The organism is Natronomonas aquatica, assembly GCF_024449025.1.
In the GTDB taxonomy this organism is placed as follows: domain Archaea; phylum Halobacteriota; class Halobacteria; order Halobacteriales; family Haloarculaceae; genus Natronomonas; species Natronomonas aquatica.
Genome location: NZ_JAHLKM010000003.1, coordinates 80,874 through 96,275, shown reverse-complemented (window position 1 = coordinate 96,275; position 15,402 = coordinate 80,874). Strand labels below are relative to the sequence as shown.

General features: G+C 62.9%; 13 protein-coding genes and 1 tRNA gene. 7 read left to right on the top strand and 7 right to left on the bottom strand.

What is annotated here, in order from left to right:
- Positions 1–82 precede the first annotated feature (82 nt).
- The 3 genes from KM295_RS04360 to KM295_RS04350 form a co-directional block, all read right to left on the bottom strand.
- Positions 83–1,912 (bottom strand): acetyl-CoA carboxylase biotin carboxylase subunit, encoded by a 1,830-nt coding sequence (locus KM295_RS04360; RefSeq protein WP_256028658.1) that lies wholly within the window; start codon positions 1,910–1,912, stop codon positions 83–85.
- Between the two features lie 80 nt (positions 1,913–1,992).
- On the bottom strand, positions 1,993–2,229 hold the full coding sequence (locus tag KM295_RS04355; protein WP_256028657.1) for a DUF8022 family protein: 237 nt from the start codon (positions 2,227–2,229) through the stop codon (positions 1,993–1,995).
- A gap of 2 nt (positions 2,230–2,231) precedes the next feature.
- The gene (locus KM295_RS04350) at positions 2,232–3,785 is read right to left on the bottom strand and encodes an acyl-CoA carboxylase subunit beta (protein WP_256028656.1); all 1,554 of its coding nucleotides are present in this window, start codon (positions 3,783–3,785) and stop codon (positions 2,232–2,234) included.
- A 279-nt stretch (positions 3,786–4,064) separates the two neighbouring features.
- Here KM295_RS04350 and sucC point away from each other — a divergent pair, with 279 nt between their 5' ends.
- The gene (sucC, locus tag KM295_RS04345; RefSeq protein ID WP_336272678.1) at positions 4,065–5,225 is read left to right on the top strand and encodes an ADP-forming succinate--CoA ligase subunit beta; all 1,161 of its coding nucleotides are present in this window, start codon (positions 4,065–4,067) and stop codon (positions 5,223–5,225) included.
- On the top strand, positions 5,222–6,091 hold the full coding sequence (gene sucD / locus KM295_RS04340; protein WP_256028654.1) for a succinate--CoA ligase subunit alpha: 870 nt from the start codon (positions 5,222–5,224) through the stop codon (positions 6,089–6,091). The genes sucC and sucD overlap by 4 nt, the downstream gene beginning before the upstream one ends.
- 206 nt (positions 6,092–6,297) lie before the next feature.
- Here the strand turns inward: sucD and KM295_RS04335 are convergent, their stop codons facing one another.
- Positions 6,298–7,116, bottom strand: coding sequence for a TMEM198/TM7SF3 family protein (locus KM295_RS04335; protein WP_256028653.1), 819 nt, complete (start codon positions 7,114–7,116; stop codon positions 6,298–6,300).
- Positions 7,117–7,185: 69 nt separating this feature from the next.
- Between KM295_RS04335 and KM295_RS04330 the strand changes: the two genes are divergently transcribed.
- On the top strand, positions 7,186–9,225 hold the full coding sequence (locus KM295_RS04330) for a HEAT repeat domain-containing protein (protein WP_256028652.1): 2,040 nt from the start codon (positions 7,186–7,188) through the stop codon (positions 9,223–9,225).
- Between the two features lie 54 nt (positions 9,226–9,279).
- Here KM295_RS04330 and KM295_RS04325 read toward each other — a convergent pair.
- From KM295_RS04325 to KM295_RS04315, 3 genes are all read right to left on the bottom strand, one after another.
- Positions 9,280–9,353 (bottom strand) — tRNA-Thr (locus tag KM295_RS04325).
- 9 nt (positions 9,354–9,362) lie between these two features.
- Positions 9,363–9,866, bottom strand: coding sequence for a GNAT family N-acetyltransferase (locus KM295_RS04320; RefSeq protein ID WP_256028651.1), 504 nt, complete (start codon positions 9,864–9,866; stop codon positions 9,363–9,365).
- A 2-nt stretch (positions 9,867–9,868) separates the two neighbouring features.
- On the bottom strand, positions 9,869–11,062 hold the full coding sequence (locus KM295_RS04315) for a phosphoglycerate kinase (protein WP_256028650.1): 1,194 nt from the start codon (positions 11,060–11,062) through the stop codon (positions 9,869–9,871).
- 147 nt (positions 11,063–11,209) lie between these two features.
- Between KM295_RS04315 and KM295_RS04310 the strand changes: the two genes are divergently transcribed.
- Genes KM295_RS04310 through KM295_RS04295 form a run of 4 tightly spaced genes read left to right on the top strand, consistent with a single transcriptional unit; the run spans position 11,210 to position 15,396 of the window.
- Positions 11,210–12,346 carry a branched-chain amino acid ABC transporter permease gene (locus KM295_RS04310; RefSeq protein WP_256028649.1) on the top strand — a complete coding sequence of 379 codons (1,137 nt, stop codon included), beginning with the start codon at positions 11,210–11,212 and terminating at the stop codon, positions 12,344–12,346.
- Positions 12,343–13,731: a branched-chain amino acid ABC transporter permease gene (locus tag KM295_RS04305; RefSeq protein ID WP_256028648.1), complete on the top strand. Its 1,389-nt coding sequence runs from the start codon at positions 12,343–12,345 to the stop codon at positions 13,729–13,731. Before KM295_RS04310 ends, KM295_RS04305 begins: the two co-directional genes overlap by 4 nt.
- Complete coding sequence (locus KM295_RS04300) at positions 13,724–14,623, top strand: ABC transporter ATP-binding protein (RefSeq protein ID WP_418904739.1); 900 nt, start codon at positions 13,724–13,726, stop codon at positions 14,621–14,623. Before KM295_RS04305 ends, KM295_RS04300 begins: the two co-directional genes overlap by 8 nt.
- Entirely contained in the window at positions 14,620–15,396 is a 777-nt protein-coding gene (locus KM295_RS04295) for an ABC transporter ATP-binding protein (protein ID WP_256028646.1), read from the top strand. The genes KM295_RS04300 and KM295_RS04295 overlap by 4 nt, the downstream gene beginning before the upstream one ends.
- The last annotated feature ends 6 nt before the right edge of the window (positions 15,397–15,402 follow it).

Sequence of the window (15,402 nt, the reverse complement as noted above, 5' to 3'; positions counted from 1 at the left end):
GTAATTCTACAGGGCGGCCGCTAATAGACTCGTTGACGGAAGACGAACGGCTACGAGGGTCGGTGTCTGCGCCAGCGCCGGGTCACTCGAGGACGACGAGCGGGTCGCCCTGATCGACCGAGTCGCCCTCCGCGACGGCGATCTCGGTTACCGTGCCGCCGGTCTCGGCGATCACGTCGTTTTCCATTTTCATCGCCTCGAGAACACAGATGACGTCGCCGGCCGCGACGGTATCGCCCTCCGCGACGTTCACCTCGAGGATCGTCCCCTGCATCTCCGCGCTGACGACCTCGCCGTCGGCGGAAATCGCCGCCGAGTCGTCGCCGTCGTCGCCCCCACGCGGGGACGGCCGTCCGGCCGATGCGCCCGAACCGCCGCCTGCGCCCGCGAACAGGTCGGCGCTCTCCTCGAGGCTGACCTCGAAGCGCTTGCCGTTGACCTCGACGGTGAACTCCCGTTCGACGGTCTCCTCGCCGCCCTCGCTCGGGGTCGGCTCGGTTCCCCACCGCTCTTGTGCGGCCTCGATTTCGGCGGGATCGAGCTGTTCGTCGAGGTACTTCGTCGTGTGGGTGCCGGCGGTAAAGGCGTCGTCGGTGAGCATCAGCCGGTGGAACGGAACGATCGTCGGGATCCCCTCGATGTCGTACTCGGCGAGAGCGCGCTCGGATCTGGCCAGACACTCCTCGCGGCTCCCGCCGTGGACTATGAGCTTTGCGATCATCGAGTCGTAATCGGTCACGAGGTCGTCGCCCTGCCGGGAGGCGTCGTCGACCCGAACGCCGATCCCGCCCGGCGGGTCGTACGTCGACAGTTCCCCGCCGGTCGCGGGGGCGAAGTCCTCGGCGGCGTTCTCGGCGTTGATCCGGAACTCGATGGCGTGGCCCTCGAGTTCGACGTCCTCCTGTGTGAAGTCGATCTCCTCGCCGGCGGCGACCCGGATCTGCCATTTGACGATGTCGATGCCGGTCAGCTCCTCGGTGACGCAGTGTTCGACCTGAATCCGGGTATTGACCTCGAGGAAATAAAAGTCCGCGTCCGGACCGAGCAACTCGCCGTCCGATCGGTCCTCCTCCTCGACGAGGAACTCGAAGGTCCCGGCGTTGTAATAATCGGCTTCGTCGGCCCCCCGGCGGGCCGCCGCGCCGATCTTCTCTCTGAGCTCGTCCGACAGCGCCGGCGAGGGGCCCTCCTCGATGACCTTCTGGTGGCGACGCTGGAGCGAACAGTCCCGTTCGCCGAGGTGCCGGACGTTCCCGTGTTCGTCGCCGAGGATCTGGACCTCGATGTGTCGAGGAGACTCCAGGTAGCGTTCGAGGTAGACCGAGTCGTTGTCGAAGTACGCCTCGCCCTCGCGTTTGGCGGCCTCGAGCTGGTCGGCGGCCTCCTCGGGCTCTCGGACGATCTTCATCCCGCGGCCGCCGCCGCCGCCCTCGGCCTTGATCGCGATCGGATACCCGTGCTCGTCGCCGAACGCCCGGACTTCCTCCTCGCTGTCGACCGGTTCGGTCGTCCCCGGCACGATCGGGACCTCCGCGGCCTGCATCACCTTTCGGGCTTTCGTCTTCTCGCCGGCCTGCTCCATCGATTCGGAACTCGGGCCGATCCAGGTGACGCTGTCGGTCGCCTCGACCGCGGCCGCGAACGTGGCGTTCTCCGCGAGGAAGCCGTATCCCGGATGGATCGCGTCCGCGTCGGCCTTCCGTGCGGCCTCGATGACGGCGTCGTGATCGAGATACGAGTCGGCGGCCCGGGCCGGGCCGACGTTGTACGCCTCGTCGGCGTACCGGACGTGACCGCCGTGTTTGTCGGCGTCGCTGTATACCGCGACAGTCTCGACGCCGAGATCATCGCAAGCGCGCATGACACGCACCGCGATCTCGCCTCGGTTAGCGACGAGAACTTTATCGAACATGTTGTCCGATGGCTCTCGGGGTGAGTACCTTATTCTGTCGATCGAACACGGAGCGAAAGCGCCGGTCGGGCCGCTCTACGTCAGAACCGATCCGTTCGCCCGGCGGCGCTCCAGGCATCGGCCGGCGCGTCCGAGGGGGCACGGACGCGGCGGTTCTGGAGCGCCTCGATCCGACCGGTGAACCCCCACCGGTCGCGGGGGCGATCGGCTCCGTCGGCGGCCGCCTCGGCCTCGGCCTGTGCGGCGAGCCGCCGGACGACAGCGACGATCGCGGCCGCCTCGTCGCTGTCGGCGTCGTCGGGGATCCGTACCTGCATGGTTACAGCGGGATGTTGCCGTGTTTCCGGTCCGGACCGTCCTTGCGTTTCGATTCGAGCATCTCGAGGTCGTCGATCAGCCGGGGGCGCGTGTCCTTCGGCTCGAGGACGTCGTCGATAAAGCCCCGCTCGGCCGCCGTGTAGGGGTTCGCGAACGTATCGCGGTACTCGTCGATGAGCTGTTCGCGGCGGGCCTCGACGTCGTCGGCGTCGGCCAGTTCGTCCTGATAGAGGACGTTGACGGCACCCTTCGGTCCCATAACGGCGATCTCGGCCGTCGGCCACGCGTAATTGACGTCGGCCTCGAGGTGTTTCGAGGCCATCACGTCGTAGGCGCCGCCGTAGGCCTTCCGCGTGATGACGGTGAGCAACGGGACGGTCGCCTCGCTGTAGGCGTACAGGAGTTTGGCGCCGTGTTTGATGATGCCGTTGTGTTCCTGATCGGTGCCGGGCATGAAGCCGGGGACGTCGACGAAGGTCACGATGGGGATGTTGAACGCGTCACAGAACCGAACGAACCGCGACCCCTTCAGCGAGGAATCGATATCGAGCGTTCCGGCGTTGACCCGCGGCTGGTTCGCCACGACGCCGACCGACCGGCCGTCGAGCCGGCCGAACCCGGTCACGAGGTTGCGTGCGTACGATTCGGCCACCTCGAAGAAGGACCCCTCGTCGACGACCCGGTCGATGACGTCGACCATATCGTAGGGTTTTCGGGGCTGGTTCGGGACGATCTCTTTCAGTTCCTCGTCGCGGCGGTCGGGGTCGTCCCACGGTTCGACGCGGGGCGGGTCCTCGACGTTGTTCGAGGGGAGATACGAGAGCAGATAGCGTATGTCGTCCAGCGCGTCCTTTTCGTCGGCCGCCGAGAAGTGCGCGACGCCGGACTCGCCGGTGTGGGTCGAGGCACCGCCCAGCTCCTCGAAGCCGACCTCCTCGCCGGTGACGGTCTCGATGACGTCGGGACCCGTGATGAACATGTGGCTCGTGTCCTGGACCATGTAAATGAAGTCGGTGATGGCCGGCGAGTAGACGGCGCCGCCGGCACAGGGGCCCATGATGGCGGAGATCTGTGGGATGACACCCGACGCCTTCTGATTGCGGTGGAAGATATCGGCGTAGCCGGCCAGCGAGTCGATCCCCTCCTGGATCCGTGCGCCGGCCGAGTCGTTGAGGCCGATGACGGGCGCGCCCGTCTCGAGGGCCCGGTCCATCACCTTACAGACTTTCTCGGCGAAGGCCTCGCCGAGCGAGCCGCCGAAGACGGTGAAATCGTGGGCGAAGACGAAAACCGTCCGGCCGTCGACGTCGCCGTACCCCGTGACGACGCCGTCGCCGTAGGGGTGTTTGTCGTCCATATCGAAGTTCGTGCTGCGGTGGGTCTTCAGCTGGTCGAACTCCTTGAACGTCCCGTCGTCGAGGAAGTATTCGATCCGTTCGCGGGCGGTCAGTTTCCCTTTCTCGTGTTGTTTCTCGATGCGTTCCTCCCCGCCGCCGCGCTCGGCGTCGCGCTTTTTTTCCCGGACCTCCTCGATTTTGTCATCCATACTCGTCATGTCTCGTCTTGCTTGGGGAACGACCACCAGTAAAAAAGGCGTTCCGCTATCGGGACAGAGACCGGACGGAACCGCCACACGCTCCGACACCGACGGCGCGAAGAACGGTTCAGTTCCGATCCGTGGCGTGGTTTTATATACTACCTTCGGCGCCCGACGACGGTCACGGCGCGTCCGACCGCACGGTCGACACCGACGCTTTGCCCCGGGCCGATCGGGCGGTGAGTCTCCCGTTGTGCGATCCGTTCCGGTAATACTAACTCCGGGTCCTTCGAGTTCCTGACAGAGACAGCGATGAAACTTCACGAGTATCAGGCGAAGGGCGTGTTCGCCGACGCCGGGATCCCCGTCCCGGACTCGACGCTCGCATCGACCGTCGACGGGGCGGTCGAGGCGGCCGAAGAGATCGGGTATCCCGTCGCGATCAAAGCGCAGGTACAGGTCGGCGGCCGCGGCAAGGCCGGCGGAATCGAACTGGTCGACGACGCGACCGAGGCCCGCGAGGCCGCCGAGTCGATCCTCGGGATGGACCTCAAGGGGCTCTACGTCGATCGCGTGCTCGTCGAGGCGGCGGTCGATTTCACGAACGAACTGTACGTCGGCGTCACGATGGACCGCGCCGAGGGCAAGCCGGTCGCGATGGTCTCGACCCGCGGCGGCGTCAACATCGAGGAAGTCGCGGCCGAAGACCCCGACGCGATCGTCCGCGAGCATATCGACCCGGCGTTCGGACTCCACCCGTATCAGGCCCGCAAAGCCGTCTTCGACGCCGGCATCGACCGCGACGTTGCGATCGATGCCGCCTCGATCCTCACGCAACTGTACGAGCTTTGGGAAGAGAAAGACGCCACCGAGATCGAGGTCAACCCTCTCATGGTCACGGGCGACGGCGAGGTCATCGCCGCCGACGCGGTCATGAACATCGACGACGACGCGCTCTTCCGGCAGCCCGACCTCGCAGGGATGGAGGAGGAGGCCGCCGAGGACGACCTCGAAGCCAAGGCCAACGAGTACGGCTTCGATTACGTCCGTCTGTCGGGTAACACCGGCATCATCGGCAACGGCGCCGGCCTCGTGATGACGACGCTGGATCTCGTCGACTACTACGGCGGTTCGCCCGCGAACTTCCTCGACATCGGCGGGGGTGCGAAGGCCGAACGCGTGACCAACGCCCTCGATATGGTCTTCTCCGACGAGAACGTCGATTCGGTCGTGTTCAACATCTTCGGCGGGATCACCCGCGGCGACGAGGTCGCAAAGGGCATCAACGAGGCCTTAGAGCAGTTCGAGGAGATCCCAAAGCCCGTCGTCGTGCGGCTCGCCGGCACCAACGCCGAGGAAGGCATGGAAATCCTGAACACGGACCTGGTTACCGTCGAAAAGACGCTGGAGGAAGCCGTCCAGCGTGCTGTCAGCTACGCGGAGGGGGGAGACCAATGAGCATCCTCGTCGACAACGATACGCGCGTCGTGGTACAGGGCATCACCGGCGGCGAAGGCAAGTTCCACGCCGGCCAGATGATCGAGTACGGGACGAACGTCGTCGCGGGCGCGGTGCCCGGACGCGGCGGCCAGGAGGTCGCGGGCGTCCCGGTCTACGATACGGTCGATCGGGCCGCCCGCGAGGAGGACGCCAACGCCTCTGTCGTCTTCGTCCCGCCCGCGTTCGCCACCGACGCGATCTTCGAGGCGCTCGACGCCCCGCTGGATCTCGTCGTGGCCATCACCGAGGGCGTCCCCCAGCAGGACATGGCGAAGGTCTACCGGAAACTCCGCGGGACGGACACCCATCTCATCGGACCCAACTGTCCCGGACTCATCACGCCCGGCGAGACCAAACTCGGGATCCTCCCCGGGAACATCTTCTCGGAGGGCAACGTCGGGTTCGTCTCGCGTTCGGGGACGCTCACCTACCAAGTCGTCGACAACCTCACCCAGCGTGGGATCGGCCAGACCTCCGCCGTCGGCATCGGCGGCGATCCGATCATCGGGACCGACTTCATCGACGTCCTCGAACTTTACGAGGCCGACCCCGAGACCGAAGCGATCGTGATGTGTGGCGAGATCGGCGGCGAGGACGAGGAGGATGCCGCCGCCTACATCGGCGAGCACATGGACACGCCCGTCGTCGGCTTCATCGCCGGCCGCACCGCCCCGCCGGGCAAGCGGATGGGTCACGCCGGCGCGATCGTCTCCGGGTCGGGGACCGGGACCGCCGAATCGAAGATCGACGCGCTGAACGCCGCGGGCGTCTCCGTCGGGGATACGCCCAACCAGGTCGCCGACTACGTCGAAGACCTGCTGTAAGCGACCTCACTCTCTCGTTTCCGTTCGTCCCGTGCTGGCCGAGAGTTTATATACCAGCACCGGACCACCGACCGTATGAACTGACGAGCGGCCACGGTCCGTCTGGGCGGGAGCGCGGTGCACGGACTGTGGCGAAGTGGAGCCGCCTGTTCGCAACCATACTTGAGTCACGGTGTCGGGAATATACCGATTGCTATTGCCCCTGCTTACTTCTCGTAAAATCCGGACTCGTCGTCGGGTTCTGATGTCGGTGCAACCGACTCTTGTGTCGTCTGAGCCTTCTGAACAGTTCGAGATTCATCTTCTTCTGTAACGGACGGCCGCGTCGGGATACTACTCTCCAGCGGCAGGCTCGGAAAGATCCCAAAGAAACCGCTGAGAGCACTAAGAACGGATATCTCGCTCCACTGAACGAGAAGCCCGAGCACAAAGACGACCATGATCACAAAAGCGACGAGTCCGAGCATTGCTATCGTCGCTTCGAGTACCCCGATCGGGTCGGTAAGCAACCGACCCGGGGTCTGAACGATCGGAAGGCTGGGGAGACGCGTCCAGACGATACCGACCCCGACAAGGATGCTACCGAGCCAAGACGTGTTGATGACGAGAAACATCTCGTGGAGTCGCCAGGCGATGTGCCCACCGAGAACGAACGCACCCAAGAGGATGAGCCAGTCAATCCCCTCGACCGGCCTCACCAAGAGCACAGCGAGGAACGCCCCCGCAACGCCGCCGGGAAAGGTGATAGAGAACCGGTAGACGAACCATGCCCAGTGAATCCCGAGAAGGCCGAAGAGGCCGGCGATTATGAGTGCGAGGATCAGCCGACCAAGGAATCCGAGCCACGCGCCTGATATCCAGGCCTCGGTAAGGAGGGGTGAAAACCCGATAATGACCGTCGAAAACCCGACTACGAAACCGAACGTACTGATTAGCTTGTGGTGAATATCACGGCCGGCGAACGCAAAGGTAAGCCCGATGAGAACGAAGGGGAGCCCGATCAGAACACTGGCGACGGTGACCACTCGCGACCATCTCCTGTCTGAGGTATTGCCCCGTATATTTTATAAAAGTTGGTTCCGGTATGGTAGAATATGCCATCCAACGCCTCGGCTACCGAGATCGAACTCGAAACCGAAGACGAGGACGGCACTGTCAACACTGTCTACTGTAAGGTGGGGGAACTCGTCTCGGTTCGCAGACTGGCACAACACTCCAATCTGAAACGAACCCTTCCGTTCCTTCCCGGTGTCATCGCGGGAATTGCCCTGTTCTTCCTCGGCCATTGGATACTCGCGTTGATAATGGCCTTCATCGGCGGAATCGGGCTTGGTTGGGTGACCGGACAACCGTTGTTAACCGATGATTTGGGTCTTTCAGAGGAGATCGAAGCTGATCCATTCGACGCCGGATTGGTCGGCCAACCGGCCGCGGTTACGACTCTCCAAGACGGTATCGAAGCGACGTCCGTCGATATAGACGAAATCAAACAAAAACTCGGAACCGCTGATATCGATTTTCAGGAATACGTCGGATCGTTCGAGAACACGTATCAGGAGATCGAATACGAATACCTCATTGTCCCGAGCCACGTGACTGAAGTGAGCGTAGATGACGAAAGCGTCCACAATGTCCGCAACACGATGGTCGGGTTCAGTGTTGTATTTGCCATCGTTATCTTTGTCATCACTCGAGATCCAGTCAGCACGATCGTCCCTGCCGGACTATTCGCTGTTAGTTCCGCTGTCCTCCCATCGGCTGAAATGCCGACCATGGTCACCGTGGAGACAGCCGAACCGGACGACCTCGAATCGACGGTTCAATCGTATCGGCGCTTTCTGCTCTCCGAGGGTGACGCCGAGACCTTTGCCTCGAACATTCGATCCGGGACGAAAACCGAACTCGAAAGCGAAGGCGATGTCTTCCGGGAAGGTGGGGATGACAGTTTAGATCCCGGATACAGGCAGCCGGATGACTTCGCAGCGGACCTCGACTCCTTACAGGAGCGGATGGCTTCGAACAGCAAAACTGAACGCTCTACGGCCTCATCTGATCTATCTGACGGGGCTCGGAAGTATCCGGATGTGGCGATCCCGGCCATCCCGGCAGCGATCGACGCGCTTGACGATTCTTATGACTTAACACGACAGAACGCCGTCCAGACGCTTCATTACATTGCCGATGTTCGGGACGAACTGTCGAGTGACGACGTTGAACGCATCGTCTCGGCTCTGGTCGATCGGCTCGATGATGCGGATGAAAAGGTACGCAATGCGGCTGTTCATGCGCTTGCGGAGTGGGCGGAAGCTGACGCCGCAACAGTCCGCTCCCATCTCGCTGATATTCTGGCGGCGGGAACAGCGCCGATTCAGGCTCCCGCTGATCCCCACGACGAAGGAATGCTCGCTGCGTTGACCTCGACCATCGAGGCAAACAGCGAACACGTCCGCCTACGCCGTGGCCTTATTCGGTTGCTCACCGCTATTGCCGAAGACGACCCCGAACGAGTCGCTGAAAACATCCGTGACCGACTCGATGCGGGGCAACCGCCGACCGTGACCAGTATTGGCCTTCAAGTGCTCGCCAATATCGCCCGGGAACACCCGGATGCAGTGACCGTCCCGGCGCATTTCGATACGTATCTCACGAACGACGCTGTCCGGTTCGATGCCCTGTTTTTGGCGAACGAACTCGCAGTAGAACACCCCGAGAAGCTCGAGCCGTACGCGTCTGGACTGAACGCGGTTCTGGAGACACAACCCATCGATCACGATAGCGCGATGGACAACCGAACCGTTAATGCGATCGGTGCGCTCGCATCCCTGGCCGAGTACGATCCGGATCTCATCCGGGACCCTGCCTCGTGGATGCCGGATTGTCTTACGCATTCGGCCGCGGGTGTCCGCGGATCGGCGTGCGTCGTCCTCGCTGCACTCGGTCGAAACGCGGTTCCCGATTCTTTCGATCTCGAACCGATCTTGCGACGACTGTTGACCGACGACGAACGCGGCGTCCGTGAGGCTGCTTGTCGAGCAGTGGCTGCAATTGGGATCGAAGGGCTAGAAGCCGAGTTAGAACAGTGTAGGGACGACGACATTCCGTCCGCAGAAACAGCACTCGAAGCCCCTCGCTAATATTTCTGAAGATGATATCTCAACGGAATCGAAGGCGGTGAACGAATAGTATCAAGCCAGGGGTGGGATTTGAACCCACGAACTCCCGATTACAAGTCGGGTGCTTGAACCACCCAAGCTCCCCTGGCACGCCAGCGTTACCCGTCGTTTGAGTTCTGGGTGTCGCTATTGATGGGTTTTTCGAGTTCGACCCGGTGGGGTTCGTACCCGTACCGCCGATAGAAGCGGCGCGCACCCCCGTTTGTGGCCATCGCCTGCAAGGAGACGGCGTCGACACCTTCGGCCCGGAGCGCCGCTTCGGCCTCGACCAACAGCCCCTGGCCGATCCTCTCGCCCCGGTCGCCGGGTCGGACGTACAGGTTGTGGACGATCCCACGGGAGACGTCCTGCTGGTAGCGTTCGGATTCGACGCCGAACGTGACAAAGCCCACGACTGCCCCGTCGCGCCGTGCGACGCGTGCGGTGTCGGTGGCGACGTGGCGGAGCATCGTCTCGCGGATCGCCACCCGGTTCGGTTCGGCGAGAAGGTGAGAACCGTGTCGGCGCTGGTCGGCGGCGAGGTCGATCCACAGGTCGGCGAGTACGGCTGCATCGTCGGCGTCGGCTGGCTCGATCGTCACGTCCGGCGGGATCTCGGACACGGTTACTGATCGAGGGCCTCGATCCCGACGAGCGTGTGGCCGGTCAGCATTCGGAGCGCCGCGCCGCCGCCGGTCGAGACGTGATCGAAACCATCGAGGATGCCGAGCTTGCGGAGCGCCGAAGCCGTATCGCCGCCGCCGACGATGCTCGTTTCGGCCCGCGTGGCCGACCCATAGAGCTCGAACGTCCCGGTCTCGAAGCGGTCGTCCTCGAAGACTCCGGCGGGACCGTTGAGTATTGCCGTACCGGCGTCCTCGAGGATTTCGGCGTAGGCGGCGACCGTCCGGGCGCCGATATCCATCGCCGGCTGGTCCGTCGGGAGTTCATCGAGGTCCAGTTCGATCCGTTCCTCGCCGCGTCCGATCGCGACGTCGCGCGGCAGATAGATGCGATGACTGAACGCATCGAGCAGCTCGCCGGCCTCTTTGACCGCCTCGTGGCTCCGCTCGTTGACGACGGCGGCCGAAGCAGCCCCCAGCGAGACGCCGTCCGCGAGCAGAAAGGCGTTACCGACGATCCCCGCGGTCAACACTGCGTCGGCGAGCCCCCGTTCTAACACGGAGCGGGCGACCTCGATCGAATCGTCGACCTTCGCGCCGCCGAGGACGTACACCCGCGGTTCCGGGCTCTCGGAGATGTTCCCGAGGACGTCGATCTCCCGTTCCATGACGCGGCCGGCGTAGGCGGGGAGCCGCTGTGGGAAGCCGATTATCGAGGGCTGCCTGCGGTGTGAGGTCGCGAAGGCGTCGTTGACGTAAGCGTCCAGAGCCGGCACGAGACGCTCGACGAGATAGGTCTCGGCGGCGCGTTCGGGGTCGAAGGACATGTACTCCTCGGAATAAAACCGCGTGTTCTCGAGTAGCATCGCCGTTCCGGGCTCGAGGGAGTCGATCCGGTCGCGAGCGTCCGCGGAGAACGTCGAATCACAGTACTTGACGGACGCCGAGAGGAGCGTATCGAGCCGGTGGGCGTGGGCTTCGAGATCGGTGAAGTCCTCGTCACCCGGACGGCCCTGGTGTGCGAGCAGGGCGACGCGGGCATCGCGCTCGCACAGTTCGGAGATGGTGTCGACGTGTGCACGGAGCCTGGCGTCGTCGGCGAGCCCGCCCCCGTCGCCGTCAACCGGGCTGTTTATGTCAACGCGAACCCCGATCGCGGCCCCCTCGGCGTCGAGGTCGTCGAGCATCCGTATCATACGTTCGGATCCCCGCGGAGCCCGCATAGTCGTTTTGCTCCGCCCCCGCGAGTCGCTCACTGTACCGGAGAGCCGAAGCCGGCGGACAGGCAGAACCAACGGTTTATTTATTACTTGGAGTACGAACGTACCGCGTGAACTCGACTCATGGAGATAGCTGAGAGATACTCGGCTGGCAAGCGGGTCCTCGTCGAGCACCCGGCGGTCGCGCTTTTGGGCGCCGTGCTCCTGTACCTGCTTTCCGACCTGATACTGAAGACGGCGAACGTGTCCATAGCGCCCTGGGGAGTCCACCTCATCGGGGGACAACTCCCCGTCTCGAATCTCGGTCGGTTCGTACTCGACGGGCTCATCGTCGGGCTGGTCGTCGGCCTCGCCGGGGTCGGGCTCTCGATGACGTACGGCATCCTCAATTTCGCGAACTTCGCACACGGGGACTACATCACGACGGGGGCCTTCGCCGGGTGGCTCACCGCCTATATAATCGGATTTCTCACGCTTCCCGTCGACCCTCCCTTCGGGGATATCTTTCTGTTTGCCGAATCTTCCCTCGTCTCTGTCGTAAACGCGCCGGTCGCCATCGTTCTCGGCCTCGTGGCCTCAGGCCTCGGAACCGTCGGAGTCGTGCTATTGCTCGATCGGTGGGTCTACCGGCCGATGCGCGACAAGGGTGGGATCCCGCTTTTGATCGCCTCCATCGGCGTCGCGCTGGCGCTCCGCTATGCGATCGTGTTTGTCTTCGGCACCAGCGCCTCCGGTGTGACCTCAACCAGTGATATTCCGCAGTTCGAGATCCCGCTCGGCGACGGGCGAATACCGCTGGATCTCCACGAGATCACGCTCATCGTCGCCGCCATCGCGCTCATGTTCGGGGTTCACTTCCTGCTACAGCGGACGAAACTCGGCAAGGCGATGCGCGCGATGGCCGACAACAAGGACCTCGCACAGGTTACCGGGATCCCGACCGAACGCATCATCCGCGCGACGTGGATCATCGGCGGTGGTCTCGCCGGTGTCGCCGGGTTTCTCATCGTCCTCGAACGGGGCGTCATCAGTTTCAATATGGGCTGGCGCCTCTTGCTTCTCATCTTCGCCGGCGTCATCCTCGGCGGTATCGGGAGCGTCTATGGGGCGATGGCAGGCGGCATCATCATCGGTATCGCCTCCCGGGTCTCGCTCGTGTGGATCCCCTCCGACTTCGCCCGGGTCGCTGCGTTCACTGTCATGATCCTCGTCTTGCTCTATCGGCCCGAAGGACTGTTCGGGGGGGTGAAGACAGCATGAGCGTCGGCCAGCGGCTCTGGAGGGCAGTCCCGTCCTCGATCAAAGAAGACGACAAACGACTCATCATCGCGCTTCTCGCCGGTACCTACCTCCTCTATGCGGTCAGCCAGGTTTACCTCGCTTTGATGAACAACGCCGACGTGTTCCCGGCAGTCGCCAACTCCCTGCAGAACCTCACGTTCCTCATCGCCGTCTACGCCATCATGGCGCTGGCGTTGAACCTCCACTGGGGATACACCGGTCTCTTTAATATCGGGATCGCCGGCTTCATGGCCGTCGGCGTTTACTCTATGTCGATTCTGGCGGCCCCGCCGGGGGGATCACCGCCGGGATTCGGCCTTCCCGTTCCCATCGCTCTCATCGGAGCGCTCGTCATCACGGCGATCGTCGGTGGCATCGCGGCACTGCCGGCGCTCCAACTCGAAGCCGACTACCTCGCGATCGTAACGGTCGGCCTCTCGGAGATCATCCGACTCGTTCTCAACGCTGATTACTTCTCCGGTACGGTCACCGATCCCCAATCGAACAGCTACAACGTGGTCAATCTCTTCGGTTTCAAGTTCGGGACCGGTGGCGGACAGGGTATCAACACCCCGACATCCTCGCCAGCGTCCTACCTCTACGGGCCGAGCGGCGATCCCAACGCGATCGGCGAACTCGCCTACGGTATCGGCGTATCACTCGGTGTCAACAACAGCGTCGTCAACGGATTTACCTACGGGATGTTTCTGCTGCTGTTCGTCGTGACGGCCTACTACGTCCTGTTGGTTCGTATCGGGAACTCGCCGTTCGGTCGCGTCCTGAAGGCGATCCGCGAGGACGAACTCGTCGCCCAGTCGCTCGGCAAGGACACCCGCTGGGTCAAAATCAAGGTCTTCATGGTCGGCTGTGCGCTGATGGGGCTCGGCGGCATCCTCTGGCAGGGGTCGTTCGGCTTCGTCAATCCCAACACGTTCCGCCCCATCGTCACCTTCTATATCTTCACGGCGCTCATCGTCGGCGGATCGGGCTCGAACACCGGCAGCGTCGTCGGCGGCGCCGTCTTCGCGGCGTTCCTTTTCGAGGGACCCCGTCAACTGGCACGGGTCGTTGAGGCCGCCATGGGAGGGCTTTTGATCACGGTCTCGGGCCCCGGTGCGTCGCTTCCCTCGCCGAACAACTTCTATGTGGCGTTTAGCACGTTGGATCCGCTGGGATGGCTCGGATACACCATCGGTAACATCAGCTCACTACGGTTCATCCTCCTCGGCGTCGTTCTCGTCTACATGATGCAGAACCGCTCGGAGGGCCTGTTGGGCCACCGAAAGGAGATCGCCGCGAGCGTCGATCTCAGCGAGCGCAAAGGCAACGTCGCGCCGACCGACGGAGGTGAGACGAATGAGTGATACACCGGGGACGAATACCGATATGAATACGGATACTGCCGGCAGTCCGGAGGCGAAAGGCCCCGACGAACTCCCGGATATCGAGGATAGCGACGTCGAGAAAGCGGCCCAAGAGACGCCTCGCGGGCTTCCGTTACGCGTTCTGAACCTTGAAAAACGCTTCGGCGGCATCACTGCCGTTGACGGTGTCTCCTTCGAGGTCGAGGAGGGTTCGCTGACCGGCCTCATCGGTCCGAACGGCGCCGGTAAGTCGACGACGTTCAACTGCATCACCGGGGTACACGAAGCCGACGGCGGGAGAGTCCTGTTCAAAGGCGATGATATCACGGGTCGCAAACCCTACGAAATCGCCGACCGTGGGCTGGTTAGAACGTTCCAGATCGCGCGGGAACTCGAGGAGATGACCGTCCTCGAAAACCTGATGCTCGCACCGCGTGGCCAGATCGGCGAGAAGCTCTACCGGTCGGTCACGCCCGGACTCCGCGGTGAAGTGATCGAACAGGAGACCGAGATCCGCGAGGAGGTCTGGGAGACACTGGAGTTCTTCGAGATCGACCACCTCGCGGAGGAGTACGCCGGTAACCTCTCGGGCGGTCAGCGGAAACTGTTGGAACTCGCGAGGGCGCTGATGGTGGATCCCGATGTACTCCTGTTGGACGAGCCGTTCGCCGGAGTGAACCCGTCGCTGGAGGCGAAACTTCTCGAGCAGATACACACGCTCCGCGAGGAGGGTTACACGTTTCTGCTCGTCGAACACGATATAGACCTCATCATGGAGAACTGCGAACACATCATCGTCATGCACCAGGGTAAACTCCTCGCGGAGGGGCCACCGGAGGAGATACGCAACAACGATCGGGTCATCGACGCATATCTGGGTGAGGATATATGAGCTCGACCGGAGACCGCCGCGACGTTTCGGACGCGAGCGTCAACGCGATAGATTTCATCACGGCCGACGAAAGCCTCCTGCGGGTCGAGAATCTCGACGCCGGCTACGGAGACCTTCGGATCCTCGAAGGAATCGACATGAACGTCGAGGACGGGGAGTACGTCACGATCGTCGGCCCGAACGGCGCCGGCAAGTCGACGGTGATGAAATCCATCTTCGGGTTGACGAACCAGATGGGTGGGACCATCAAGTTCGACGGCGAGGAGGTCAGCGGTAAAAAGCCCGATAATATTATCCACCTCGGTCTCGGCTACGTCCCCCAGTCGGACAATATCTTTTCGTCGCTGTCAGTTCTGGAAAACCTCGAGATGGGGGCCTACATCCTCGATGAGGTGCCGCAGGATCGACTCGAGGAGGTGTTCGATCGGTTTCCGATCCTTGAGGAACGACAGAGCCAGAAAGCCGGGACCCTCTCGGGCGGCCAACAGCAGATGCTCGCGATGGGGCGGGCGCTGATGCTCGACCCCGACCTCCTGATGTTGGATGAACCCTCCGCGGGACTGGCACCCGACCTCGTCGAAGATATGTTCGACCGCATCGACCGCATCAACGAGGCGGGAACGGCCATCCTCATGGTCGAGCAGAACGCCAAGGTGGCGCTCCAACGCTGTGACCGCGGCTACGTCCTCGTACAGGGACAGAACCGTTTTATGGATTCCGGAGACGCGCTGTTAAACGACGAGCAGGTCCGGCAGGAATTCCTCGGCGGATAGGGGAAC